Source organism: Cryobacterium tepidiphilum, from assembly GCF_003716325.1.
Lineage (GTDB): Bacteria > Actinomycetota > Actinomycetes > Actinomycetales > Microbacteriaceae > Cryobacterium > Cryobacterium tepidiphilum.
Genome location: NZ_RDSR01000003.1, coordinates 166,698 through 193,455, shown reverse-complemented (window position 1 = coordinate 193,455; position 26,758 = coordinate 166,698). Strand labels below are relative to the sequence as shown.

Annotated in this window: 20 protein-coding genes; 13 read left to right on the top strand and 7 right to left on the bottom strand. The window is 63.7% G+C overall.

Going from position 1 to position 26,758, the window contains the following annotated elements:
- The first annotated feature begins 91 nt into the window (after positions 1-91).
- From EEJ31_RS03220 to EEJ31_RS03205, 4 genes are read left to right on the top strand one after another with little or no spacing between them, the layout of a single operon-like run.
- Positions 92-2,098 (top strand): type I restriction-modification system subunit M, encoded by a 2,007-nt coding sequence (locus EEJ31_RS03220; protein ID WP_123044842.1) that lies wholly within the window; start codon positions 92-94, stop codon positions 2,096-2,098.
- 47 nt (positions 2,099-2,145) lie between these two features.
- On the top strand, positions 2,146-3,309 hold the full coding sequence (locus EEJ31_RS03215) for a restriction endonuclease subunit S (RefSeq protein ID WP_123044841.1): 1,164 nt from the start codon (positions 2,146-2,148) through the stop codon (positions 3,307-3,309).
- A gap of 5 nt (positions 3,310-3,314) precedes the next feature.
- Positions 3,315-6,533: a type I restriction endonuclease subunit R gene (locus tag EEJ31_RS03210; protein WP_123044840.1), complete on the top strand. Its 3,219-nt coding sequence runs from the start codon at positions 3,315-3,317 to the stop codon at positions 6,531-6,533.
- Positions 6,530-10,234 carry an ATP-binding cassette domain-containing protein gene (locus tag EEJ31_RS03205; protein WP_123044839.1) on the top strand — a complete coding sequence of 1,235 codons (3,705 nt, stop codon included), beginning with the start codon at positions 6,530-6,532 and terminating at the stop codon, positions 10,232-10,234. The genes EEJ31_RS03210 and EEJ31_RS03205 overlap by 4 nt, the downstream gene beginning before the upstream one ends.
- Before the next feature lie 332 nt (positions 10,235-10,566).
- Here the strand turns inward: EEJ31_RS03205 and EEJ31_RS03200 are convergent, their stop codons facing one another.
- The 5 genes from EEJ31_RS03200 to EEJ31_RS14065 form a co-directional block, all read right to left on the bottom strand.
- Positions 10,567-11,172, bottom strand: a complete 606-nt coding sequence (locus tag EEJ31_RS03200; RefSeq protein WP_123044838.1) for a hypothetical protein — start codon at positions 11,170-11,172, stop codon at positions 10,567-10,569.
- A 214-nt stretch (positions 11,173-11,386) separates the two neighbouring features.
- Positions 11,387-12,382 carry a hypothetical protein gene (locus EEJ31_RS13730; protein ID WP_148040121.1) on the bottom strand — a complete coding sequence of 332 codons (996 nt, stop codon included), beginning with the start codon at positions 12,380-12,382 and terminating at the stop codon, positions 11,387-11,389.
- A gap of 467 nt (positions 12,383-12,849) precedes the next feature.
- A complete protein-coding gene (locus EEJ31_RS03195; RefSeq protein ID WP_123044837.1) occupies positions 12,850-13,560 on the bottom strand; it encodes a response regulator in 711 nt (236 codons plus the stop codon).
- A complete protein-coding gene (locus tag EEJ31_RS03190) occupies positions 13,557-15,374 on the bottom strand; it encodes a sensor histidine kinase (protein WP_158603888.1) in 1,818 nt (605 codons plus the stop codon). Before EEJ31_RS03190 ends, EEJ31_RS03195 begins: the two co-directional genes overlap by 4 nt.
- Positions 15,375-15,858: 484 nt before the next feature.
- Positions 15,859-16,041 carry a DUF805 domain-containing protein gene (locus EEJ31_RS14065; RefSeq protein WP_233563706.1) on the bottom strand — a complete coding sequence of 61 codons (183 nt, stop codon included), beginning with the start codon at positions 16,039-16,041 and terminating at the stop codon, positions 15,859-15,861.
- Here EEJ31_RS14065 and EEJ31_RS14060 point away from each other — a divergent pair.
- The 3 genes from EEJ31_RS14060 (at position 16,016) to EEJ31_RS03175 (ending at position 18,430) form a co-directional block, all read left to right on the top strand.
- Positions 16,016-16,375, top strand: a complete 360-nt coding sequence (locus EEJ31_RS14060; RefSeq protein WP_233563708.1) for a hypothetical protein — start codon at positions 16,016-16,018, stop codon at positions 16,373-16,375. The two genes, EEJ31_RS14065 and EEJ31_RS14060, sit on opposite strands and share 26 nt — an antisense overlap.
- Positions 16,376-16,573: 198 nt before the next feature.
- Positions 16,574-17,263: an endonuclease/exonuclease/phosphatase family protein gene (locus tag EEJ31_RS03180; protein WP_158603887.1), complete on the top strand. Its 690-nt coding sequence runs from the start codon at positions 16,574-16,576 to the stop codon at positions 17,261-17,263.
- A 129-nt stretch (positions 17,264-17,392) separates the two neighbouring features.
- Positions 17,393-18,430 (top strand): sensor domain-containing diguanylate cyclase, encoded by a 1,038-nt coding sequence (locus tag EEJ31_RS03175; RefSeq protein WP_148040119.1) that lies wholly within the window; start codon positions 17,393-17,395, stop codon positions 18,428-18,430.
- 316 nt (positions 18,431-18,746) lie between these two features.
- On the opposite strand, the gene EEJ31_RS03165 is transcribed toward EEJ31_RS03175, so the two are convergent.
- On the bottom strand, positions 18,747-19,100 hold the full coding sequence (locus tag EEJ31_RS03165; RefSeq protein WP_148040118.1) for a hypothetical protein: 354 nt from the start codon (positions 19,098-19,100) through the stop codon (positions 18,747-18,749).
- 94 nt (positions 19,101-19,194) lie between these two features.
- Here EEJ31_RS03165 and EEJ31_RS03160 point away from each other — a divergent pair, with 94 nt between their 5' ends.
- The 6 genes from EEJ31_RS03160 to EEJ31_RS03135 all read left to right on the top strand — a co-directional run bounded on the left by EEJ31_RS03160 (position 19,195) and on the right by EEJ31_RS03135 (position 24,156).
- On the top strand, positions 19,195-19,980 hold the full coding sequence (locus tag EEJ31_RS03160; RefSeq protein WP_199727253.1) for an isocitrate lyase/PEP mutase family protein: 786 nt from the start codon (positions 19,195-19,197) through the stop codon (positions 19,978-19,980).
- Positions 19,981-20,147: 167 nt separating this feature from the next.
- Entirely contained in the window at positions 20,148-20,348 is a 201-nt protein-coding gene (locus tag EEJ31_RS13725; RefSeq protein WP_148040117.1) for a hypothetical protein, read from the top strand.
- A gap of 130 nt (positions 20,349-20,478) precedes the next feature.
- A complete protein-coding gene (locus tag EEJ31_RS03150) occupies positions 20,479-21,018 on the top strand; it encodes a DM13 domain-containing protein (RefSeq protein ID WP_123044829.1) in 540 nt (179 codons plus the stop codon).
- A 115-nt stretch (positions 21,019-21,133) separates the two neighbouring features.
- Entirely contained in the window at positions 21,134-21,679 is a 546-nt protein-coding gene (locus EEJ31_RS03145; protein WP_123044828.1) for a PadR family transcriptional regulator, read from the top strand.
- 5 nt (positions 21,680-21,684) lie between these two features.
- Positions 21,685-23,394 carry an ABC1 kinase family protein gene (locus EEJ31_RS03140; RefSeq protein WP_233563702.1) on the top strand — a complete coding sequence of 570 codons (1,710 nt, stop codon included), beginning with the start codon at positions 21,685-21,687 and terminating at the stop codon, positions 23,392-23,394.
- Positions 23,395-23,499: 105 nt separating this feature from the next.
- Positions 23,500-24,156, top strand: a complete 657-nt coding sequence (locus EEJ31_RS03135) for a hypothetical protein (RefSeq protein WP_233563701.1) — start codon at positions 23,500-23,502, stop codon at positions 24,154-24,156.
- Between the two features lie 73 nt (positions 24,157-24,229).
- Here EEJ31_RS03135 and EEJ31_RS03130 read toward each other — a convergent pair whose 3' ends face one another.
- Positions 24,230-26,758, bottom strand: coding sequence for an ABC transporter permease (locus EEJ31_RS03130; RefSeq protein WP_123044827.1), 2,529 nt, complete (start codon positions 26,756-26,758; stop codon positions 24,230-24,232).

Sequence of the window (26,758 nt, the reverse complement as noted above, 5' to 3'; positions counted from 1 at the left end):
TTGTCGGATGTGCCCGATAGAGTGAGCACTAGCTAGATTCGGGCTTCATCGAGCCCGCTTTCCATCCTGTAGAACCGGAGTAATTCCAAACGTGTCAGTGCTTTCAACCTTGGTGTGGAGTGTCGCGGATACTCTGCGCGGGCCCTATTCAGAGTCCGAATACGGGGCCGTGATCCTCCCCTTCACGGTGCTCCGTCGCCTTGAATGCGTGATGGATCCGCACCGCAAGGCGATGGCGGAGATCGTCAAAAAGTACTCTGGCGAGCAGCAGCGCCGCACCCATCTAAAGCTGAGAACACGCACTTCCGACAGCACCGGTCTTTCCTTCTGGACGACGAGCGCGTACACACTGGAAAAGGCGCTGCAGGATCCGGACAATCTCGCCGCCAATCTCATCAATTACATCGGCGGATTCTCCTCGAACCTCGACGTCTTCAAGTCCTTTGATTTCGAGAACGTCATCCGTACTCTCGACGCTCGGGAGCGGCTCGCCCAGGTGGTCCGCCACTTCGAGAAGATCGACTTGTCGCCGGAGGCCGTCTCCAATGCTGACATGGGCGACCTGTTCGAGAACCTTATCTACCGGTTCGCGGAATCCGCCAACGACGGGGCCGGCCAGTTCTACACGCCCCGCGACGTGGTCCGCCTGCTGGTCGGCCTCGTGTATGCAGAGGACAAAGAGGCGCTGCAGGAGTCCGGCACGGTCCGCTCCATCTATGACCCGACTGTGGGCACCGGCGGCATGCTTACCGTCGCTGACGAGCACCTGCGCCACCTGAACCCTCGTGCTTCGACTGCTCTTCATGGCCAAGAGATCAACCCTCGCACTTACGCGATCTGCAAGGCCGACCTCCTCATCAAGGGGCAGGACCCGACGAACGTCCGCCAGGGCGACACGCTCGTCGTCGATAGGTTCAAGGACCGCCGCTTCGACTACGTGCTGTCTAACCCGCCGTTCGGGACCGACTGGAAGGCCGTTGAGGCAGCTGTGAAGAGCGAGCATGCGCGAGGCGGCCAAGGGCGATTCGCGCCGGGCCTGCCGGCTGTCGGCGACGCGGCGATGCTCTTCCTCCTGCACGCGGCGTCGAAGATGCGCGACGTCGACGACACTGGCCGTGGCGGTAAAGCCGGCATCGTTCTGAACGGGTCTCCGTTGTTCAACGGTGGAGCGGGCTCAGGCCCGTCCGAGATCCGCGGCCACCTGCTCGAGAACGACTTGATCGAAGCCATCGTCGCGCTGCCGAACGACATGTTCTACAACACTGGCATCGCTACCTATCTGTGGATCCTGTCGAACTCGAAGCCTGAGGAGCGCACGGGAGAAATCCGTCTCATCGACGCGACCGGCGTGGGATCGAAGCTTCGAAAGGCGATCGGATCGAAGCGAATCGAGATCTCGGAGAAGAACCGCAAGCGGATCGAGCGGGCATTCGACGGGACGCAGAATGATGGCGACGCTTCAGCTGTGCCGGTCAAGGTCTTCTCGAACCGGGACTTCGCCTACTGGACCGTCACCATCGAACGCCCTTTGCAGCTGCGCTTCCAGTGCACTGAAGAGACGATCAGCGCTGTGGCCGAGCACAAGAAGCTGGGGCAGGTCAAGGGGTTGATCGATGCTCTCGAGGCGTTCGGCGACGAGGTCTACCTCAACCGCGGGAAGTTCAACAAGGAAATAGGCAAACACCTCGGGGATCACGCTGTCAATCTGACTCCCGCGCAGCGTAAGACGCTCTGGCAGACGATCGGTATCCACGACGAGGCCGCTGATTACTGCCGCGTGGTCTCGGGGAAGGACAAGGGGACGATCGAACCCGATCCGGCGCTGCGCGACACTGAGAATGTGCCCTTGGGCTGGGGCGGTCACCCTAAAACCCATGAAGCACGGGACGAGACGGTGCAGGCGTACTTTGAAGCGGAGGTGCAGCCCCATACGTCTGACGTATGGATTGACTGGGACAAGACCAAGACTGGCTACGAGATTCCCTTCACGCGGTACTTCTACGCGTACAAACCGCCGCGTGCGCTCGACGAGATCGATGCTGACCTCGAACGCGTCGTCGGTGAGATCATGGAGCTGTTGCGTGAGGTCGAAGCGTGACAACGACGTGGTTCGATGCGTCTACCCTTCCACCAGGGTGGCAGCCGATGCCTATCAGGCGCGTAGGTCGTGTCTTGAATGGGGGGACGCCTACTTCTGCTCCGGAGAACTGGGGAGGCGAGTTTCCGTTCGTCACTCCGCCAGACCTCAACGGTGCAGATGGGGCGGTGCTTGAATCGACCGGCCGCTCGCTTTCGAAGGTGGGAACCTACGGGGCAGGAATCGCTCCTCCGGGGAGCGTCCTCGTGTCGACGCGCGCACCGATCGGCCATGTTGGCCGGGTTGCCGAGACCTCTGCTTTCAACCAGGGCTGCAGAGCAGTTGTGACACAAAGAGGAATGGAACCTCGTTACCTGGCCGCTGCCCTAGTTGCCGCCCGGGCAGAACTAGTCGCTAGGGGGCAGGGAACTACCTTCCTTGAGCTCTCCTCTTCAGCGTTCGCCTCGATTCCGATTCCGATCCCACCATCAGACGAGCAACACGCAATCTCCGACTACCTGGACCATGAGACGGCTCAGATCGACGCACTCGTGGCTAAGCAGAACGAGTTCATACGGTTGCTTCGGGAGCGGCGAGCGGCGCTCGCTGACGCGGAGTTTCAGCAGGCTGAGGAGAAGCACGCCGCGACGATTCGGCAGGCGTTGGTCCGTCTCGATCGGTCACCAGAGCCGGGAGTCGGGGTCGTCACCGCCTACCGCGACGGAGTAGTCACCCTTCGTACCAATAGGCGAGCAGATGGCTACACGATGTCAGCAGCCGAAGCGGGATACCAGGGTGTCGTCCCGGGAGATATTGTGTTCCACGCTCTCGACGGTTTCGCAGGCGCTGTCGGTATCTCCGACAGCGTGGGCCAGTGCTCCCCGGTCTATCATGTGTGCCGTCCACGATATGACGACGATGCCGAGTATTTGGCGCTCCTCATCCGTTACATGGGAACGTCCGGCTTCCTCAGTACCCAGGCTCCGAGTACCAGGCAGCGGAGCGTTGATTTCCGGAACTGGGGTACTTTCGCGCGCGTTCCGCTCCACCTGCCGTCGCCATCGCATCAGAAGACTTTCGTGACTGAGTTCAAACGCCACTCTGCCCGTGTTGACGTTTTGATCGCGAAGTCCGAGGAACACATCGCTCTTGCCAAGGAACGGCGCGCTGCTTTGATCACTGCCGCCGTCACTGGGCAGTTCGATGTGCGCACAGCCACCAAGGGGGCCTAAAGGCGATGACAACTGCAGACGGTACGCGCGAGGAAGCGTTCGAGACCGAGTTCGCCGAGTACTTGGCCGCCCACGGCTGGGAATACAGCGCGACTGACGACGGCTACGACGTCGAACGGGCGATCTGGCCCGAGGACGTGCACTGGTGGCTGACCGAGACCCAGCCGGATGAGTACGCCAAGGTCGTGCGGATCGGCACAGGAGCCGAGGCCGCGGATCGAGAGGCGCTGCTCTCGTCCCTCGTCTCCCGACTGGACACCCCGATGAGTTCGGGCGGCGGCACGTTGAACGTGCTACGCCGGAAGTTCTCTCACACGCGGGGCGCGACAGCTCACCTGCGGATGTGTCAGTTCAAGCCCGCGACGACGTTGAACCCCGAAGTCACGGAGCACTACGGCAAGGTTCGGCTGCGCGTCGTCCGCCAGGTCCACTTCTCTCCGAAGCGCGGGGACAGCCGGTCCATTGACCTCGTCTTCTTCGTCAACGGCTTGCCGGTGGCCACGTGCGAGCTGAAATCGTTCTTCAAACAGGAATGGCGCACCGCCGTCACCCAGTATCGCAATGACCGGAATCCGGCCGGGCAGCCGTTGCTCGGATTCGGTACGCGCGCGCTGGTCCACTTCGCGGTGGACGACGACCAAGTCCACATGACCACGAAGCTTGCCGGCGAGAAGACCTACTTCCTCCCGTTCAATCGCGGGCACGACGACACGGGCGCTGCCGGCAACCCCGAGAACCCTGGGGGAGTCGCGACCTCCTACCTGTGGGAGCAAGTCCTTCAACGGGACAATTGGCTCGCCATTCTCGGCTCGCAGATGTTCCTCAAGACAGAGACCGACGAGGATCCCGTCTCCGGGAAGATCAAGCGCTCGACCACGCTGATGTTCCCGCGCTACCACCAGTGGCGCGCGGTGACGAAGCTAATCGACGCGATCAGCGACGAGGGGCCCGGTCGGCGCTACCTGATCGAGCATTCGGCCGGGTCTGGCAAGACCAACACGATCGCATGGACCGCGCACCGTTTGGCGCGTCTGCACGACACGTCGAACACGAAAGTGTTCGACAAGGTGCTGATCGTCTCCGACCGTAGGGTCCTCGACGCGCAGCTGCAGCAGGCCGTCGAGCAGGTCGATGACACGGTCGGCACGGTCGCCGTCATCGACTCCACCGCTGTCCGCCGCTCCGGAGGATCGAAGTCCCGGGCGCTCCTGGATGCGCTCACCGGGTCCGCGCTCATCGTCGTCGTGACGATCCAGACCTTCCCTTACGTGAAGGGTCTGTTGGAGTCGACGCTCGGGGACAAGAACTTCGCCGTCATCATCGACGAGGCGCACACTTCCCAGTCGGGCAAGACGGCCGGCGACTTGAAGAAGGTCCTTACCGATGGCGGCCAGCTCGCCGACGACGAGGAGCTCGACAGCCAGGACGTCGTCAATCAGCTCGTCGACGCCGACGTCGCTCTGGAGAAACAGATCGCGGCCGAGACGGCTGCTCGAGCCGGGGCACGAAACGTCTCGCTGCTCGCGTTCACGGCGACGCCGAAGAGCAAGACGAAGGCGCTGTTCGGCCGTGAGGATGACGACGGCAAGCCTGTGTCCTTCGACGTCTACCCGATGCGTCAGGCGATCGAAGAGGGCTTCATCCTCGACGTGCTCCGTGGCTACCAGACCTACCGGACGGCGTTCGAGATCGAGCATCACGACGACAGCGGCATCATCACCAGCATCTCGACAGACGACGCGGGCGCAGCGGAAGACCGACTCGTCGATCCTGCGGTGGCGACGCGCAAGATCATGCGGTTCGCCAACTTGCACCCGGACAATATCTGGCAGAAGGTTGAGATCATCGTTGAGCACTTCAGAGCCAACGTGGCCCACCTGCTTGACAAAAACGCCAAGGCCATGATCGTCACGGACTCACGCCAGGCCGCGGTGCGGTTCAAAGCCGAATTTGACGACTATCTCACGGTCAATGACTACGGTTACAAGTCGATCGTCGCCTTCAGCGACAAGATCAGCGATACCGATTACGGCCTCACGGACGCCACTGAGGCGACGATGAACCCCGGCCTTGGCTCCGACCTCGCGCGAGAGTTCCGACGTCCGGAGTACCGTTTCATGATCGTCGCCGACAAGTTCCAGACCGGCTTCGACCAGCCGCTCCTATGCGCGATGTACGTCGACAAGAAGCTGCCCGACGTCCACGCAGTCCAGACTCTGTCGCGACTCAACCGCACATACCGTGCGCCGTCAGGCGAGTTGAAGGACCGCACCTATGTCCTCGACTTCGTCAACGAACCGAAGGAGATCCGCGAGGCGTTCCTCGCCTACTACCTCGAAGCCCATGTCGAGACCGCGACGGACCCGAATCTGGTGCATCGTCTGGCCACCAAGCTCGCGCAGGCCCGCATTTACACTGCGAACGATGTCGAGAAGTACGCGGCGGCATGGTGGTCCCCGGCCCAGTCCCACGCATCTTTGTCCGCGGCGATCACTCCGGCGCGCGACGAGTTCGTCAACCGCTGGGCGGACGCCGAAGAGCAGCAGGACATCCAGGCGCTCGACGACCTGCGCACCTTCAAGAAGGACTGCGGCTCATACGTGCGCTTGTACGACTTCATGTCCCAGGTCGTCGACTTCGCGACGAGCGACCTGGAGAAGCTGGCCGAGTACCTGCGCCAGCTGACGCGAGTCCTTCCGTCGACCGATGGGGCGACGGACGTCGATGTGTCAGGGCTCGAACTGCGCCGCGTCCGGCAGATCGACCAGGGTAAGGCCGACATTGGACTCACCGGCAACCAGACCACGCCTGCGCTCCCAGGCATCACTGGTATCGGCTCGCGCGTCTCGCGGCAGGATCCTCAGCAGGAGCTCCTGTCCGAGGTTGTTGCCCGGATCAACTCGCTCTTCGGTGCGGAGTTTGCGGACCCGCAGATTGAAGGATTCGTCATCGCTGCAGCCGGGTTGGCGAGCGAGAACCTCCGCATCACGGAACAGATCGATCACAACGCGGTCGATCAGTTCCTCGCATCGCCTGACCTTCGCGAGACGCTCACCGATGCGGCCGTGTTGAACGAAGGTGCGTTCGGCAAGCTCACAGAGGCGCTGACCGGGGAGAGCGACAGGGCCGATGAGTTCGTTCGACTGATCGGCGAGTACCTCTACCGATCGCGTCGCATGCGAATTACTGATGACGATGCAGGTGCGGAGGACGACGACTCGTGAGGGATGTCCGCCCCGAAGCTGCCGCAGAGGACGCAACCTCACGTGAGGAGGTCCCGGAGAAGAAGATCAAGCTCCGGACCCTCGCGCCCGAATACAACGGAGACCACCACAGTCTCTACGTCCGACACCTCGAGCAGGCCGTCGAGGACAAGAAGAACCGCAACATCGCGCTGACTGGCCGCTATGGGGCTGGAAAGTCCAGCGTGCTCGACGCGTTCGAGAAGAAGCACGAGGCGGAGACCGTCCGCATCAGCATCAACACGCTCGGCCCGGACGAAGACGATGAGGACCTCACCAACCGGATCCAGAAGGAACTGGTCAAGCAGCTCGTCTACCGGCTCAAGCCCGGTCAGGTCCGACGTTCACGATTCGCGCGTCCGAAGCCGATCACGAAATTGATGGCGCTGTGGCAGGCGCTCATAGTCTCAGCGGTCGCGCTCAGTCTCCTGTGGCTGCTCGGTGTCCGGCCGTCCGCGGACTGGCCCGGTGCGCAGGCGAACATCTTCGTGCAGGTCGGATTGGGGCTGTTGTTCTTCGCGCTGGTTGTGCTCGTCGTCTGGGCGGTCCGCTGGCTCATCGGGGACAAGTTCGTCTCCGAAGTGAGCACCGCCGGCACGAAGATCGCGCTCAGCGATGGACCCACGACCTACTTCGACAGCTTCCTCGATGAGATCGTCGCGTTCTTCGACGCCGTCGAGCCCCAGTTCGTGATCTTCGAGGACCTTGATCGCTTCGACGACCCGCAGATCTTCGACTCCCTGCGGGAGCTGAACACGCTGGTGAATGCCTCCGCCCGGTGGAAGAGCAAGGAACAACCGCTCAGATTCATCTACGCCATCAAGGACAGCCTGTTCGAACAGCTCGGATCGGATGCCGCACTGAAGGACGAAGCTCGCGACGAGCAGTCGTCCGAAGCCTCGGTCGGTAGGCCCGCTGTGGCAGTGCCCAAGCCAGATCTCGCGGCCGAAGCCGTCCGCCGGGCCAACCGCACCAAGTTCTTCGAGATGGTCATCCCGATGGTGCCCTTCCTCTCACACAGGAATGCACGTGACCACCTCTCCGAGGCCCTTCAAGCGCTCGGATTCCCCAAGGACTACGTCTCGCGGCCACTGCTCGATCTGGTCGCGCGGCACACGACCGACATGCGCCTGATGATCAACATCTGCAACGAGTTCGCCGTGTTCGTCGAACGTCTCCTCTGGAGCGAGAACCCCGCTCCTGGCATGACCGCCGATCACCTTTTCGCGCTCGTGGTGTACAAGAACTTCCACATGGCCGATTTCGAGAACATTGCTCAGAGAACGAGCACCCTAGATGACCTTGAACAGCATCATCGCAAAGAGGTCCGTGCCTTGATCGACGGGCTTCAAAAGCAGCGCCGCACGGCGTCTCAACTCGAGGCACACCGTGCGAAGAGAACGGCGGTTGCTGCAGCTCTCGGGCAGCGGCTGCAGGACATGAAGGCTGCGTTCCCTAATCCTTACAGCGGCTATCCGATCTCGTTCGTGGCGGGAGGAACTACTTTCGCCTTCGACGCGATACAAGGTGTTAACTTCTGGGCGCAGGTCTCGTCAAGCCGAGCGATAACGGTGAATCACACGCACGCAGGATCAGCATCGATCGGCAGCGATCAGATCGATCGCCTCTTCCCCGAGCTCAACACCGAAGCGCACTGGCGCGCTCCTGACGCTGACAAACTCGCGCTCCTGAGCAAGCAATGCGATGAAGACATTGCGACATTGCGGGGCGCAGACTTCGTGGAGCTCGCGAGGTACGGGAGAGTGCCAGCGGACCGGAAGCCGTTCGCACAGTGGATTCACGACGATCTCGAATCTGAGCTCGCTCGGGACCTCGTCCGAAAGGGCTTCATCACGCGCAACTTTGCCGAATACTCGGCGATCTTCTACGGAAGTTTCGTGGGCGTCGACGTCGCCTACTTCTACAACCACAGCGTCCAACCGAACGAGATGTACCTCGATTACAAGTTCACGTCGGAAAACGCCGTGGGCAACCTGCTCGAGCAGGTGCCGTCTGACTTCACGAGCACCGTGAGCGCGCTGAACATCGATGTGGTCGATCACCTGCTGGTGCATCAGCCTGATCTAGCGAAGGAGGTCGTCACGTACATCGCCTCTCAGGATACAAACGAGGATGTACTGAGCTTCCTAGAGTCCTACTTCAATACGCCTGACGCACAGCACGAGGCGTTCGTTCGGCTGCTTGCTGAACACCCATGGCACTCCGTCCTCGAATACGTGGCAGGGCATCACGCGATCCCAAGCGACGAGGCTCGGCTGCGACTGTTCGACTCGGCGCTGCAGCACGCTCAGGCGGTGGATTCGTATGAGATAGGCAAAGCAACGGCGGGTCTCCTTGACGCGCACCACCCGCAGATGACGGCCATCACAGCAGACCAGACGCCTATCAGGACCGCGCGAGTGCTCGAGATCCTCGAAGCCGCCGAACTGGTAGTCCCAGACCTGAGCCACCTGAGCAAGCCGCTTCGCGAGCGCGTCGTGGCCAAGCACATGTACGAGATCAGCGTCGCCAATCTGAAGCTGGCACTCGGAATCGAGGCCGCGCCTGTTTTGGACGAGGTCAAGAAGAACGAGCAAGTCTGGGACCACTGCCGCTCGCGTATCGACGAGTATCTCAAAGCCGTCCGAGCGGACGAGTCGATCGAGAGCTTCGTCCAGTCTGAGCCCGTGCTCGTGGACGTTCTTGGTAAGCAGTATGAGTCCTGGACGGCGGACCAACTCGGTGCGGTGATCGAGGGCAGCGCCGTGAAGGTCGTAGATCTTCGCAAGGTGCCGGAGTCGATCTGGCCGGCGCTCGTCCGGTCGCACCATGCCGTTACGTCGGCCGCCAACATCGTCGCGTATTCGAAGGTGCACGGCATCGATGAGGAACTCGCTGGATTCTTGTCGCCTGAGGGCGCTGAGCCCGTCGAGTTGCTGGACGTCGACGAGGTCGAGGACGACATGCGTGCCGAACTCGCGATCAAGCTCTTGAACGCTTCGGACCAACTGACGGCAAAGGATCGCGTGACACTTGCGGCTCAGGTGAGCCCGTCCGACGGCTTCGACCTGAGTTCCGTGACGCCCGGGAGTGATCAACTCCTTGCCCGTGGTCTCGAAGCGGACCTGTTCGAAGACGATCTCCCCACGTTCTCCCACTTCGCGCCGGGCGGATGGAACGCCATGTCCGAGGCCTTCGGGGCGTCTCAGAAGGTCGGGGGCTTCTTGTCGCCGACGATCGTGCAGGGCTTCGTCGCCGAATTCATCGCTAGTCCGAACATCCCGAAACGTCTGAAGCACATCGCGGTGACCCGGCTGCAGCAGTACGTCCCCAATGACGATGCACGAGCCCTTCGAGCTGCTGGTGAGTTCGCCCGTGCGGAATCGCTCAAGCTGCCCTTGGAAGAGGTGCGGCGGCTCGCCCGTGTTGCCAATGTCGCCGGTGCGGTCATGCGCCAGCTGGTGCTCTCCAAAGAAGAACTCTCGACAAGTGATGCCGTCGAGATCCTTGTCGCTCTCGGTGCACCGTACAGCAAGATTGCCGACGGGCCGGGCGTGAAGTTCGACTATCCCAACAACGTCCCCTCCCTCGATACTGTGTTCAGGCGTCTCGAAGCTGACGGCCGTATCACGATCACGAAGAAGCTCCTCGGGCATGGACGGACCGTCGAAGTCCTTGTCTGAGGCAGTCGCCGGCGAAATCGCGCCTCCAAACGCTCGACTGTCGTCAGGGGAATGATAGAGCAGCTCCACTTTGCCGCCTTTGAGCCGACGCTGCCAGCTTCTCGCGACCAGCGGTTCCTTGCTGGCAAGACGAGCTGAGTTCGCTGATCTCGTCGCAGGTGTCGATCCGATCGGCGGTGCCCACCCGTTCTGCTCTGTTAATCGTCTTTGCGCCGAGACACAAGCAACACCTTTATGAGCACGATGCGATGCACTGCGTCGAGCGGGCGTAGCCACAAGATCATCCCCGCGGGAACTCGGCCCGCGAGGATCTTGATCTCGCCTGTAGCCGATCAGAGGCGGTCGTATGACGCCTTGCGACTGCGATCATCTTCAACCTTGAGGTCACGCTCACTCATGTTGAAGTGGAGGTTGCGCTCGTGCCTTTCAGTCCCGTCCACGTCCGAGACGTACCCCGCCAGGAGCGCGCCGGCAATGAACGCGCCGTTGGTCAGATAATCGCCACGGATGCGTTCGGCGATGTGCTTGATTCCGTAGCTCGAACGCCGACGGTTGATGCCCTTGAGCGGGGAGACACTCTCGAGCAGCCAATCGTGAACCCACCGGATCGCATCGAGCTCGTCCCACAACTCGTCACGAAGCTCCTGGTACTTCGAGTCACGCTCCTCAGAGGAGAGCGAAATGTACTCACTCCAACCGAATGCGGTGCCGAGTTCGCCGTCCATGCCGACGCTGGTGAGCTGAGGGCGCTCGAGCATCAACAGTCCGAAGCGACGCTCGAACTCATCGGCCGAGAGCATCGCGCCCCAGTTGAGAAAGCCTGCAGCCCGCGCGACGACGTGCTGCATCTGCTGCAGAGTCAGCGACTGCGGGTCGGGAGCAGGCTGCTCGCGGAGCTGCTGCTTCGCGATGATCTTGAAAGAACGAACAGTATCCATGTGAAATCACTTCCTGGCCCGGCGTTGTTGCTCGCATAAACAGCCGAACCATGGTGAATCACAGATGGTTCGCAAAGTAGATCAGGAACCGACGAAGTCTTCGCGCGAGCCGCTGGCAGGTTCCGCTGCCGTGCGAGCAGTATACACGGCACCCTAGCTTTGGTTCACGCGACCGAGGCTCACAGCCTAATAGTACTGAGCGATGCCCCCGACGTCACTCGACTGCTCCCTGCGGCGTCGAACCTCGCCACGCATCGAAGGTCACATCCGGTCGATCACCTTGTGGCGGCTGGAAAACGCGCAGCGGGGCCGAATCGCTGAGATGTTGCTTGGCGTCCTTGATATGGACCCACCACACGTCTTCTATCGCTGTTAGGCGGAGGTGCTGGTGGCAGACACCAGCAACGTTGACCTCCGGCACGGGAGCGTTGTTAAGCCATTCCGCGGGAAAATCGTTAAGAACTTCATTGGTCAGTGACTTGTTTGAGTTGACCAGATCAACAGTGCCGCGAGGCTTGAAGCACACGTCGTAAATGTGCTGCGCGCTAGCACTCGTTTTTCTCGAGGTCCCTTCGGCATCGGTACTGGTCGCTCCGCCGGGTTGCCTGCCGCCCGCGCCGTCAGCGGCGAGAATCTCCTTGGTAGCTGCCGTCACCCAAGATTGTGCTTCACCTGATGCAATCGCGCCCATATCAAGAGCACGCTCCACACGCACGGTTACCGTCCCGGACGTTGACCTACCAACGTATTCGAAGATGCTCCGGTCTTCGGTGGCGCAGAGCATCGAAGTCTCTTCGAGGAGCCGCGCTGACACCGCGAGACGCTCCGCCCCGCCAGGGCACTGCTTCCGCGAGTTGTCATCACCACTTGTCAAAGACTTGTGAAGGGCCACGGTTGCAGCAATAGGGACGTCAGAATAATTCACCCCGAGCCGGGCAAGTTGTCCTCTATTATCGCGGAGCACACATTCCAGGTAAGGGTTCGAGACGGTCGGAAGGACGTTAGGCAGGGCCGTCTTTGGGAACGCGGCGGCGGTGATCTGCTCTCGAGCGATTGCACATAGCGCCTCTGCGCTCAGCCCCGCCTTCACAGCGCCGGTGTTGTGGACCGAAGGCTTCCCCGTTGCACCGGCAGCCCCCGTGGTGCTGCACCCGGAAAGGATTACGGCGAGGAGAGCCGCAGCGAACAGGGACGCATAATTCTTCAACATTTCCGGTGCCTTCCGCAGGAATACGTGGAATCGCTTTCTTGCCGCGGAGTCCATCGGTCGAGGGGCGGACCTCGGAGCTCATCCCGATTCAGCCGATCGCTGTTTTCCTGCTTGGCTGTCGGGCGCAGTTCAAAAAACACAATAGTTTGAGCTTCGGCACAGGGCAGCCCCCCAAAAAAAGGGGACTTCGATTTCCGAATCTTAGGCGCTGGCTCCACGTGGCCGCTGCCGACAAGCCATCCGGTAGGCAGGAGTTCCCTCCGCCTGTTGGTTGAGCTGGGCTTGCACTGTGTCAATCACCGACATGGCCGCGGGACTGCTGAACTTCTCGTTGACTCTTTGACCGGAGTCACATCCGAACACGTCAAAGAAGGGAACGGGGGGAGAGCAGAAAAACAACATCCATTGCGCCAACTGTTCGTCATATTGCGAGGATGGTCACGCAGAGCAGCGGGGGCAGCCACGCCTCAGCGCAGCAGCCCATGCTCGTAGGCGTGCGCGACGATCTGCACACGCGAGGTGAGCGACAGTTTCGCCAAGATGCTACGGATATGTCTCTTGACCGTCGTCTCGCCGATGTAGGCGGTTTGGGCGATGTCCGCGTTGCTGAGGCCACGCGCTGCGAGCAGGAAGACCTCCTTCTCGCGTGCGGAGAGCGCCGCGATTGATCCGGCCGCTGGCTCCCGGTGTCGCTGGGATGTCCGTGCGCGGATGATGTCGGTTGTGTCGCTCGGCGCGATCACGGAATGCCCGGCGTACACAGTGCGGATCGAGGCGAGCACGAACTCGGGTGTGGTGTCCTTCATGATGAAGCCTTCAGCGCCGGCATGGATCGCGCGGATGACCGCTTCATCGCGTTGGAACGTCGTGAGCATGATCACCTTGGGCTGCGCGTCCGTAATGGTGGCACCGAGGTCGGCCACGCGCTCACCGGTTTCGTCGTCGGGGTTGTCGCCGGCCGCCAGAATCCGTGAGGTCGCCTCTATGCCGTCGAGCAGCGGCATCCGGATGTCCATCAGCATGACGTCCGGGCGCGCGTCGTGAGCGAGGGCGATAGCCGCCACTCCGTCGTGGGCCGCACCGACGAACCGCAGGTCGGGCTGCGACTCGATCAGCATCTGGATACCGGAACAGAACAACCGTTGGTCGTCGGCAATGGCAACTCGGATGGGCGTCATCGGGAGCCGGCCTCGTGCAGCAGCGTGACCTCTGGCGCCGCTTCGGATGCCTGTTCGACCGCGCACGCCGTGGGCACGAATGCTGTGACAAGGTAGCCGCCCGGTTCTTCATCATCAACGTCCGCGGTCAACCAACCGCCGGCCAGACGTGCGCGCTCGCGCATCCCGTAGAGCCCGCGGGAATGCCCGCGCCCGCGCGCGTTCGAGTCCCGGCGTTGCGGGAGCGCCCCGCTTGAAGCGACTGTCAAGGCAAGTCCCGGCCCACGCCAGTCGAGTGTGAGCCGAGCGGTGGGCAGCGCTCCCGCGTGTTTGAGCGCATTGGTCAGACTCTCTTGCACGATCCGATATACCGCCAGTTGTTGCCCGGGCGTGAGCATCGTCTGGTCGCCGAAGCGGTCGACCGTGATGGCGAGGCCGGCGCCACGCATCCGCTGCACAAGGTCGTCAAGGTCGTCAAGGGTCGGATTCGAGTGGCCTTCGGGGCTTTCGACCAGTGATTCGATCAGCATTCGCACCTCGGCCAGCGACGTTCGAGCGGATGCCGCGATGCGTTCAAGGGATGCGCTGATCGCGTCGGGCCGCTGTGGGCCGATGAACCGGGCGCCGTCGGCTTGTGCGATGATGACGGCCAGCGAATGCGCCATGATGTCATGCACGTCTTGCGCGATGCGGTCGCGCTCGTTCGCGACAATCAGGTCGATCTCCGCCGAGCGGAGTTCGTCGACTGTCGCATCGAGCTTCGCGTCGGCGGCTCGCTTCAGCTGTGATGCGCGAAGGCCGTAACCGATGTACCAGGCGCCTGAGGTGAGGATGAGTCCGACGACGAGAACGGCCGCGAAGCTTCCGACGACGTTGTCAACCGAGGTTCCGACACCGACCCAGGCCGTCCAGCCGTACCCGTCAGACAACGGGGGAACTGTCATCAATGTTGTGATCGCGGCGACATACACAACTGCGATAGGCAGGGACAGCCAGCGGATGCGTCCGCCTGCCATGGCGCTCACGATCAGGCAGGTGAGGGGAACGGCGAAGTACACGGGCCAGGTCGTCGAACCGAATCGGGTCGGGATAACGAAGAGTTGAGTCGCAAGCAGGACGCCAGGCAGCGCCACCGCCAGGCGCGGAAATGATCGGGCCACGGCGATTGATGCGGCGAGGAGGCCCAGCGTGAACGGAAACGACGGCCAGGGCCAACTGGCGGAGCGGCCGGCTTCGGCGATGATCCAGAGCCCGTAGAACGCGACGGCGATCGCCGGCTCCAATGCTGGTCGGAGCGTAAGCAGCGTAGGTGCGAGGTTCCGCAGGATCGGCGACAGGGCTTCGCTCGAACGCGCCCGCAGTGCGGGGCTCGCCAGGCGGAGCTGGGTCCCGAGGTACCAGAAGCCGAAGGTGATCAGCGCGGCGGCGCCCGCACAAACGAGAAGGTCGGGAATCAGTGCCACCGTCGACATGTGCTTGCCGTTGATCAATCCGTCGATTCCCGTTGCGCTGAAACGGGGTAGCACCAGAAGAGCCGAGACCACGACCGCACAGAGGATCAACACGAGTGGCGCAACGACGCGCATCCGCCGGGTTGCGTGTAATCCGACGAGCGTGGCGAAGACGAGCAACGTAAGGTACGCCGACCAACTGGTTGAACTGAACCGGGCGGCCCAGAAGAGCAGTTGAGTCGCAAGCAATGCACCGACAATGACCAGCGACACGCTGGTTGCAACGCGGGACAGCGCGATGCCGGTTGCGAAGCCCACCGCGATCAGAAAAGCGTATGGCGTCGTGTACCAGACCATATCGCCGCGTACCGGGACGAAGCTCACCAGGTGAGTGGGAAAGCCGATGGCCCAGACCGCCACCAGCGCGACACCGATGAGCGGCTCGACGAGCCAGCGACTGTTACGAGAGGTAGGATGCATGCCCCAACGCTAGAGCCCGGCGCACGGCGCGAGTGGCACGTCGGCACGCAATTCATCCCAAAGGATGAGGGCATCCCGCCCGCAGGCGGACGACACCACCCGGGCCGGACCGCTTGGCTCGATACATGGACATTGAAGTTGCTTGGTCGGCTCTTAACCCTGTCGACCCCACGGCCATCGAACTCATCGGCACCTACGTCGTCGATGTCCCAGTCACGACACGCACGGACACAGGAGTACCCGCCGAGTTGCGATCCGTCGTTTCCTGACACGGTCGACCCTTCCTCCAGTCGGAAACTCTGCACGCGACGCGAATAGTGTATGGCTGGCCGGGCCAGATCCGCACAGACTGGCGCCTTACCACGGCCTGCGTGGCGAGCGGCTTCTCTCACGCGTCGAATCGAGCGCCTTCAGCTCGGGGCCGACGCGTGGCGAGCAGAAGCAGGATGAAGGCCCCGGAGGGGACAAGCACGAGCAAGACCCACCAACCTGAGAGATTCGAGTCGTGCAACCGACGCACCGCCACGGTGAACCCGGGGATTATCGTGACGATCAGCCAGATCCCGGCGATGACAAGTGAGAACGCCGCGAGCGGGGAACTAGGAGCGTCGGTGGGCTCCCAGTTGAACAGCTGGATGTTTGCAAAGAACGCGGACCCAAATGGTCCGAATAACAAGATCGGTTGTGGCGTTCGTCCCGAGATGAGCGCAGGAACCAGTAGCTGGGTGGTAGCCAGCACGACGATATTGTTCTCCTCCCCGGCAATGCCGAAGAATCTGACGACCGAGGAAGAAGCAGCCTGGAAGCTCGCTCTGGACGGCGAAACGGGAGGCGGCGCGGACTACCACTGGGAGGACGCCGGCTGCTGGGGCAGCGTGGTGCATCAGCTGTGCATCTCCAGCTAACTGACCGAATGGTGATCACTCGAAGAGGGGGTCATGCACCCATCCGTTGCAGGCTACGGAGAGGTCTGCGCGGTACTCGACCAGAGCCGATTGAAACTGCAGTAGGGGAGCAGAGGTTGGTGGCGCGCAACCTCACGTATCGCGCTGCCCGGCACGTCGGTGCACGCGTTCTCAATGTGCGCCAGCGAGGATGGATCCATGAAGATCGTGAGCTTGAATCTGCGTGGGTTCTTCGATTGGGAGGCGCGGTTGCCGCGCATCCTTCGATACGTCGAACGCGAGCAGCCGGACCTGGTCCTGTTGCAGGAGGTGGTCTACCTACCGGAGGTTTCGCCCTTCACCCAGCTCGACCTGTTGAATCAGGCGGCGGGTTTTCCGCACCGGCACTCGTCCATCAGCCGGCTGCAGCGCGGCGAGGACAACGGTCCGTACCGCGAGGGCCTCGGCGTTCTGAGCCGCTTCCCTGTGACGGGAACCGAGACTCTGGTGCTGCTGCACGAGGAGGATGACCCGCACAATCGGCTCGTGCAGTTCTTCGATATCTCAAACGGCGCTGTCTGGAAGTTCGCGAATGTGCATTTGTCCGTGCGTGATGATTACGCTGTGCACCATCTGGAAGAGGTGCTCGGCATCCTGAGGTCCCGAGGTGAGAAGAGAATCATAGGCGGCGACTTCAACGTGAATCACCTCGAGCGGCATGCGCATCTGTGGCGCGATGATTACGTTCTCACCACGGAGATCGAGCATTATGTGTCGTTTGCCCATTCCCGCCAAGCCAACGATTACTTTCTCGTTCCGAAAGAGTATGAGTTGGGATCGATAGATCTTTCGGAGGACGGCCTGTCGGATCACCGGGCACTCGCCGTCGACGTGCTGCCGATCGACTAGCGTTCCGGGGTCGACTCCGAACAGTGACGAGCGTCCCCGCCAAATGCACCAAGCAGCGTATAATCAGCGCTTCGTGAAGATTAACTCGAGGTGTCCGGGTGGGTCATCAGTTAACAAGAGGATTTCGCCTTGACCTTGTCAGTGACCTCGCCCCTTAACGACTCGGACGAAGACGATGTGATCACTGGGGTTCGCGATGCGCGGCGGCTCAAGGCTGTTGCCGACGCAGATCTCCACGGCCACATGGCCGACCTCGACTTGGATGCGGTGGTTGCTACCCTGCGACTGGCTTGCGCCTCGCCGATCGTGGTCGTGAACATCGTCGGCCCCGACCAGCAGACCTACGCCGCTGAGACCGGTATCGGTGCCGAATGCACCTCAGTTCCGGACACGCTGTCCTTTTGCGCTGAGGTGGTTGACTCGGGTGAGGCTCTCACGGTCCCCGATGCCGCTGCGCATCCCATCTACAGTCAGAACCCGATGGTACTCACCGGCGCCATCGGCTCCTACGCTGGCGTTCCGCTTATCGATAACGGCGTGGTGCTGGGCAGCGTGGCAATGTTCGACCGCGGCGCCAGAGAATTCTCCCCTGAGGTCCTGGACATCCTTCGTCATCAGGGGAAACTCGCGGGGTCTGTGCTTGCATTGCGCCGGTCGGCGCGCATGGACGCATTGACCGGGCTGCCCAATCGCGTGCTCTACGGCGATCGCCTCGCCGGCGCGGTGGCGCGACTGGAGCGCAACGGTGGAATGGTCTGCGTGATGTACCTCGACATCGACGACTTCAAGACCATCAACGACACCTTCGGCCACGGTGGCGGTGACGAGGTCCTCATCGAGCTAGGGAGGAGGTTGGTGGGTGTCTTGCGTCCCACCGATACGGTGGCGCGTTTCGGTGGGGATGAATTCGTGACCCTCTGTGAGAACCTCGGCAGCGTCGACGATGCCGAACAGTTGGCGGCTCGGGTAGTCGCGGCGGCGGCCGAGCCGTGGGAGATCCAGGGCCGGTCGAGGACCGTTCACGTGAGCATAGGTATCGCCGTGACGGATTCTGCCGACATCGAGCCATTGGAATTGCTCGATGAGGCCGACGCCGCCATGTACCTGGCCAAGAGTGTTCCTGGTTCCACGTCGGTAGTGGCGCCCGCTCCGAGCACGGAATCCTGAGGCTGAGTCTCCCCGGAGCTATCGAGGCAGGAAGAGATCGCCGACGTCGCACGCGCGAAACCAGACGTCGAAGATCACGGCCGGCATCCGCGGCCGCAGTGATCTTGCTTCCGCGCGAGCGACGCAGGATCGGCGCTGTCATTGCGGCATTTTTCGTGGTGGTGTTCCCCGGAACGTGCATCAGTGGCACACCGGACAATCAGCACCGCTGATGCGCACGGACCGAGCGCGCGTTATCCGTTTTTTCCTTCAACCGGTACTCGTCGCCTGGGCTCTCTGGAGCACGACACGTCCGTGCGGATGCCCGGTTTTCCGATCAGAATTTGTCCGGCGAGTCGATGGCATTCACCGTCGTGATCTCCGGCGCGACATTGGGGTCAGCGCCGACTGATCCGATGAACCCCATCAACTCCGGATCGCTGAAGAAGGCGTTGAATGCGTCGGCGGAATCCCACTCGTCGACGACGAGAATGAACCCGTCTCCCACACCGAATTGATGGTGAACGGCCCCCGCCTTCCGCCCGCGCTCGGCAACCTCGCGGAACAAGTCTGCGCGTTCCTCAAGTGATTTGGTGAAGACATCCGTGTCGCCGGAAATCTTGACCGTGACAATGACAGACATGGCGAATGCCTCCAATTGCATCGAGATACGGCCCATATTAAGCGCCACTGGCGCGACCTACAATGGGTCACAATGACGGCTCGTAACGCGCTTTCGAACGGGACCGAATGACCTCTGCGGATGGCGCGGGATGGGAACGAGAATGGCCACATTTCGGGAACTGCACTTCGCCGACGCGCCACTTCTGCTGCCCAACGCATGGGACGTCGGCTCAGCCTTGGCGTTCGCAGCGGCCGGCTTCCCAGCGATCGGCACCACCAGCTTCGGCATTGCGGCCAGTGCAGGGGTGCCTGACGGCGGTGGTTCCACCAAGGCGCCCACCGTCGCGCTCATCAAGCAGATGTGCCGCCTCCCCGTGCATGTCACGGCGGACATCGAGGACGGCTACTCGGTCGACGCAGCCGAAGTTGCCGATTTTGTTGCCGAACTCGCGGGGCTCGGAGTGGCTGGCGTGAACCTGGAGGACAGCGGGGCCGGCCACCTGGTGGATCCGGCGATCGCCGCCGCCAAAATCGCCGCCGTCAAGCACCGCACTCCGGACGTGTTCGTCAACGCCCGCGTGGACAACCTCTGGTTCGGGGAAGAAGCGACCGTGGAGGCCGTCCTGCTCCGTGCCCGCGCCTATGCCGATGCCGGAGCCGACGGCCTCTTCGTCCCCGGCGCTACGGCTCCGGACGATATCCGGAGCATAGCCGCCGGCGTCGGGCTGCCGCTCAACGTATTGGCGCATCCCTCGTTGACCGTCTCCGAGCTGGGGGAGTTGGGTGTGAAACGGGTCAGCTCGGGATCGCTCCCATACCGCGCGTCGGTGGACGCGGCGGTGAGCAGTGTCGTTACCCTGCGCGACGGGAGCCAGGCGCCCCGCGCGACGTCCTACTGGGACATGCAGTCGCGCCTCGAAAAATTCGGCGAGGGCGCCGCCGGCTGATGTTCCGGGGCTACCGAGCGTAGACGATGACTTCCGAGGGTCGGCCCAGGTAGCCCGCGGGCCAGCATCGACGGCGCGTCTTGCTTCTCGAAGCTGTCGTCGATCGCCCCGCCCGGGCGCAGTCGAACCGCCCTACGCTGAGGTTGTTATCGATCGAAGGAATCACCATGTCGCTCCATTCTGAACACCCGGATCAGAGTCACGTTCCCGGCCCGGATGAGACGTCTCTCCCGGAGCTCGAAGTCGACCAGTCGGTCGCGCCGCGACCGGAGGAGGAGATCGCGGACGAACTGCGGGCGAAGCCAGACCTCGAAGACCACAGTGAGCATCGAGTGAAGGCACCGCCGGCATCGGAGATGGGCGGATGAGGTGAGCCGATCGTGAGAAGCATCGCGCGTCCCACCACTGAAGGTTTGAACGGATGCGCGTCAGTGTCGGCGAGAGCCGACCTCAGCCGCGAGTGAGCTGGCCCTTGGCGTCGAGCGCTCGCAGACCGGTATGTTCGAGCCCATGCGCATTGTTCTTCGCCTGGCATCCGCGATCGTGTTCGTCGGGGCGATCGGCGGCTCCCTGACCGGTTGCACTGCGCACGACGTTCCCTTACCTCTCAGCCCAACCTCGACGGCAACGTCTCCGACGGCGGATGCGATCCAAGATGAAACGGCCGCTTCGAGCGAATTCGAACAGCAGCTTCCACTCAGCGGGGAGTTCGTGAGTCAGTGGGCGCAGACGGCCGGCTCGGTTGTCATCGCGCGTCGCGACGATGGAACCGTGTGGGTGGCTCTCTCGAATTTCCGAACGGGGCCCTCTCCTGATCTTCGGATTTACCTCAACGAAGGTGCGCTGGTCAAGGATGCCGACGGAGTGTGGTCCAGCGATGCCGGCATGGCTTACGAGATCGGCGCTGTCAGCGATTCGGACAGCACGCAGGAATTTCAGGTACCCGGAAGCCGCCTGATGAGTGGGATTCACAGCGTCACCGTGATGGAGAACGCCGGCCCCGACTATCGGAACTTCGGTTCAGCCGCGCTCGGATAGGCCAGGGCACGAGCCGGAAAATGGAGCCGGGGAGGGAGGGCTGCCAACCTCTAGCACTTCAAAGTCATAGCGATATATCGTTGAACATCGTTTAGTGCTTCACAAGGAGGACACCATGGGCACGTCATTCCCCACCGGCGGCTTCGGCACCGGGCACCACACTGAAGGCATGTGGCAGGCATTCGACCAGCTGCGCTCCCAATTCGAGAAGCGCGGCGCCCCGCGCATGGGCCGCGGCGACGTGCGTGCCGCCGTGCTCGCGCTCCTCGCCGAGAAGCCGATGCACGGCTACCAGATCATCCGCGAGATCGAGGAGCGCAGTGGCGGCAGTTGGAAGCCGAGCGCCGGCTCGGTCTACCCGACGCTGCAGCTGCTCGCCGACGAAGGCCTCATCAGCGCCGAGGAGTCGAACGGGCGCAAGACCTACTCGCTCACGGAGGCGGGCCGCGAGGAGGTCGCGAACGCGGGCACGACGGCACCGTGGGAGACCGCGAGCGGAAGCGACGGACATCCCTTCGGCGCCCTGCCGAAGGCCGGCATCGCCCTTGCCCAGGCCGCCGCACAGGTGCGCCGCACCGGCTCACCCGAGCAGAATCAGCAGGCCGCGACCGTGCTCGACGACGCACGGCGCAAGCTCTACTCGATCCTCGCCCAGGACTGAGCCGGGTGTCGTCGCCCGTTCCGAGTCAAGCGGATGCGCCGAAAACGGACCTCACCAGCGCCCGCTACCGGCGCATCCTTCGTTTCGCGGCGTGGCACCTCGCGGTGACGTGGTGGTACGAACTGTTCCTCCCACGCATCGGCCTGGCGTCGGTCGCCGAACGCACACGCTCCAAACGGATGCTTCGCCTCGCCCAGCGGTTCCATCTGCTCGCCGTGGAACTCGGCGGCCTGATGATCAAGGTCGGCCAGTTCATGTCGTCCAGGCTCGACGTGCTGCCGCCCGAGATCACGACCGAACTTCAGGGCCTGCAGGACGAGGTTCCGCCGGTGCCGTTCGCGCAGATCCGGCCCCTGGCCGAGGAAGAGTTGGGCCTGCCACTCGAGCGCGTGTATTCGACGATCGATGAGACGCCTGTCGCGGCGGCATCTCTCGGACAAGCGCACCGGGCGCGGCTGGGTCCACTCGATGCTGCCGACACCGGGCTGGACGGGGTCGTGGTCAAGGTGCAGCGGCCCGGCATCCGCTCGATCGTCGATGTCGACCTGACGGCTCTGCGAAAGGTGGGCGGTTGGCTCAGCCGGATTCGCCTCGTATCCGAACGCGTGGATATGCCCGCGCTCGTCGAGGAGTTCGCGCAGACGAGTCTCGAGGAGATCGACTACCTGCTTGAGGCCGCCAACGCCGAGCGATTCGGCGAAATCTTCGCGGGCGACGACCGGGTAGAGGTGCCGGCGGTCGTGTGGGAGCGCACGACCCGCCGGGTTCTCACGCTCGAAGACGTCACGGCGATCAAGATCACCGACACCGAGGCGCTGCGCGCGGCCGGCATCGATCCGGCGCAGGTGGCGCCGGTGTTCGCGAAGGTCATGTTCGACCAGCTGTTCACCACGGGTTTCTTCCACGCCGACCCCCATCCGGGCAACATCTTCGTGACGCCCGTGCCCGACGGGGCCGGAGACCGCGGCTGGGCGCTGACCTTCATCGACTTCGGCATGATGGGGGAGGTGCCGCCCGGCACACGGCGCGGACTGCGCAAGCTCTTGATCGCGGCCGCCGCGCGTGACGGCAAGGGGCTGGTGGATGCGATGGGTGACGTCGGCGTGCTGCTGCCGACCGCCGAGACGGCAGACCTTGAGCGGGTGATGACGCAGCTCTTCGCCCGGTTCGGCGGCATGGGCTTCGCCGAGCTGCGCGACGTCGATCCGCGCGAGTTCCGTGACTTCGCCATGCAGTTTGGTGAGGTGGTCCGTTCGCTTCCGTTCCAGCTGCCGGAGAACTTCCTGCTCATCATCCGCGCCATGTCACTCACCTCCGGTGTCTGCAGCGCGCTCGACCCGCAGTTCAACATCTGGGACAGCGTCGAGCCGTACGCGGCGCAGCTCGTGCGCGACGAGCGCGGCAACGTGGTGCAGGACCTCGCGCAGCAGGCCATCGAGCTCCTCGGCGTCGCCTGGCGGACACCGAAACGGCTGGATGCGCTCGTCACTCGCGTCGAGGACGGCCGGCTGGAGATCAAGATTCCGCGCCTCGAGCAACGGGTCGCCCGGCTGGAACGCACGGGTCGGCGCCTGGCGTCGGGAGCGCTGTTCGGCGCGCTGCTCATCGCCGGGGCGATCGTGCGAGCGGATGACGCCGTGCTGGGCTCCGTGCTGATGGCCGCGTCGGTCGTGCCGCTGGTGTTCGCGCTCGTCGTCGGCGGTCGCCGCCGCTGACCGCCAGTCCCGGCGCGCAATCGGCGCACGCACGAGGGTCGCGGGGCCAGCCCGTACTCTGGTGGTGAGCGAGGAGCGGGTGGAGGTCCCAGCGGTGGCCGAGAAGTGAGCGATCAGGCATCACGCCCGCCCGCGGCATCCGTCTGGCGACGCAGCTCAGGCTTTCTGAAGCGCGCCATCTTCATGGAGCTCAGCATCTACGCGAGCATCGCCCGCCTCGTCGCCCGGCGTCCGGCCATCCCGCCCGGGGCGACGGGCTTCAGCTTCCACAAGCCGGTGCTCACGATCCTCATCGTCTTCATCGTCGTGTCGGCGGTGGAGATCCCCATCATCGACTTGATCGTGCATCACTGGCCGGTCGTGCGCATTCCGTTCCTGATCCTCGGCATCTGGGGGCTCACCTGGATGTTCGGCCTGCTCTGCGCCTTCCTCGTGCGCCCGCACACCGTCGGGCCCGAGGGCATCCGTGTGCGCGCCGGTCTTGAAACGGATGTCGCGCTCGGCTGGCGCGACGTCGCCTCCGTTGCGCGCGACCTGCGCGTCGAGGAGCAGAAGCTGCCGCGGATCACCGAGATCGACGGCCATCCGACCCTCATGATGCACGTCAATAACGAGACGAATATCGAGATCGAGCTCGAGGGGGCCACCACCGTGCGGTTGCCGGGCAGCGGCGCGACGGGCGGCGAGCAGGTCGTGACCCGGGTGCGCCTGTGGACCGACGAGCCGAAGGGATTCATGGACGAGGTGCGCAGGCACCTGTGAGCGGGGCGGCACTCGAAAGGGCCGCCCCGGCTGACCTGCAGCTCGGGACGGCCCTTCCGTCAACTCAATCAACTCAACCCTGCGCGATGGCCGCCAGCTCGTTGAGGTTACTCGCCCGCCGGGCCGGCAGGATCCCGGCCACGAGGCCGGCTGCCGCCGTGAGGGCCATCAGCAGCAGAAGCTGGCTGATCGGGAGATTCAGGCTCAGCGGGCCGCTCTGGCCCAGCGCGACGACCGTGGCCACACCGAAGCCCGTGCCGAGCGCCGTGCCGAGGATGACGGCGAGCACCGCAACGAGCACCGCTTCGGCCTGCACGAGCGCCCGCAGCTGCGACCGGACCATTCCGACGGAGCGGAGGAGTCCGATCTCCCGGGTGCGCTCGATCACCGACAACGCGAGCGTGTTGGTGATGCCCAGGAGGGCGATGGTGAGCGCCAGCATCAGCAGGACCGTGACGAGCCCGAGGATCTGGTCGACGGCCATCGTGCGACCGGAGATCGCGGCCGCCTGGTCGCGCACCTCCGCCGTCGGGAAGTCGGCGAGGGCGTTGGTGATCGCGCTGTGCGCCTCAGCGGCGCTGACCCCCGGTGCGGTGCGGAGGAAAACGCTGGCGTCCATGGTCTCCGTGTACACCTTCGCGTACGTACCGAGGGAGATCAGGTAGTCGGTGCTGAGCGCCTGCGCATCCTGGTCGTCGATGAGTCCCACGATCTCCATCTGCTGCTCGCCGGTGCGCGCGAATGTCATGGGGATCTCGTCGCCCACATCGAGGCCGAGATCGTCGGCCACCTGCTCCGACACCACCACGCCACCGGCCGCGACGTCGGCGAGCGCGCCCTTCACCATGTCAACGGATGCGACCTCGCCGATCGTGTCGGGGTCGATCGCGGTGAGCGCGCGTACGCTCGTGCCGTACCTCCAGTGGCCATACTGGAGGCGCGAGGCGACAGCGACCTCGTCGAGCTGGCTCAGGTGGTGATGCACCATCGGCGGAAGGCCCCCGAGCATCTCACCGCGCGCACTCTCCACGACGTAGTCCGCCGAGATGACCTCCTTATAGGTGGAGGCGATGGAGTCCTTGACCGACGACGCGACGATCGTGACGAACATGATCAGCGTCAACCCCAGGGCGAGCGCCATCGTGGTCGAGGCGGTCCTGCGCGGCGCCCGGGCCGCGGACTCAGCCGCGAGCTGCCCGGGAACCCCGAGGACGTGAAGGGGGCGACCGACCACGCGAGCGAGCGGCGGCATGATCACCGGTCCGAGCAGGGTGAGCCCGACGATGGTCAGCACCGCGCCCAGGCCGAGCAGGGCGACGGGGGCGCCCGCGACGACCGTGACGACTGCGGCGACGCCGGCGACCGCGGTGATCGCCCCGCCCGCGGTGCGCGCGCGACCCAGCGAGGCGCCGCCTGCCGTGTTGTCACGCATGGCTGCGATGGGCGACACCGAGGCCGCCCTGCGGGCGGGTGCCAGCGCCGACACGAGCGTGACGACGATGCCGATGACGAGCGAGATCGCGATCGTCCTCGGCGTCACCGAAACGTCCCCGTCTGGCAGGGGAACACCGAACGCTCCGACGACCTGTCGTAGACCCAGGGCGGCGGCGATGCCGAGGCCGACACCGGCGACGGATGCCGTGATCCCGACCAGGAGCGCCTCACCCAGCACGGAGCGCAGGAGCTGGGCGCTGGTGGCTCCGGCAGCACGGAGCACCGCGAGCTCGCGGGTGCGCTGCGTGATCACGATGGAGAAGGTGTTGGCAATCAGGAAGGCGCCGATGAGCAGGGAGGCAGCCGCGAGGGCGAGCAGCATGATCTGCAGGTACTCGAGGCTGCCTTTCGCCGCGTCGGCGCTCGCCGTCGCGAGGTCCCGGCTGGAGGCAGCTTCGTAGCTCGCGCCGAGCGCACTCGTCAGGGTTGTCTCGAAGTCGGGCCCCGCCGCATCCGTCTTCACGACCATGATGTCGGAGAAGCCGTCGCCGAGCCCGAGGAGGTGTTGGGCGGAGGCGAGGGTGGTGATCGCCACGGTGCTGTTGGGCAGCCCGTCGGCGCTTCCGAAGCCGACGAGACCGACCACGGTCAGCGGGCGTGCCTCCTCGGCGCGGACCGTGACGGTGTCACCGACCGTGATGCCGTGGGCGTTCGCGGTTGCGACGTCGATTACGACCTCGTCGGGCGAGTTCGGGGCGGTGCCCGCGCGCAGGCTGAATGCTCCGAGGGGCTCGGGCACCCAGGTGGTGAGCAGAGACGCCCCGGCGGGAACGATGGCGTCGCCGTCGAACTCCAGGAGCCCCTGGCCCTTGGCCACGGGCGCTGCGGTCGCTACGCCGTCCACACCGGCCACGCGCTCGAGGAGTGCGTGCGGCAGCGGGTCACGCTCGACCTCGACTCCCATGGCCGAGTCGAAGGCGGCAGCGGATCGCACGGTGAAGTCGGCTCCCTCCGTTGCGGTTCTGAACTGGTCGTCGAACAACTTCTGCGAGGTGTCGGTCAGCACGAGACTGCCGGTGACGAACGTCACGCCGAGGACGACCGCGAGGAGGGTGAGGGCGAGGCGTAGCCGTTGGGCGAGCACCTGCTTGATCGTGAGTCTGAACAT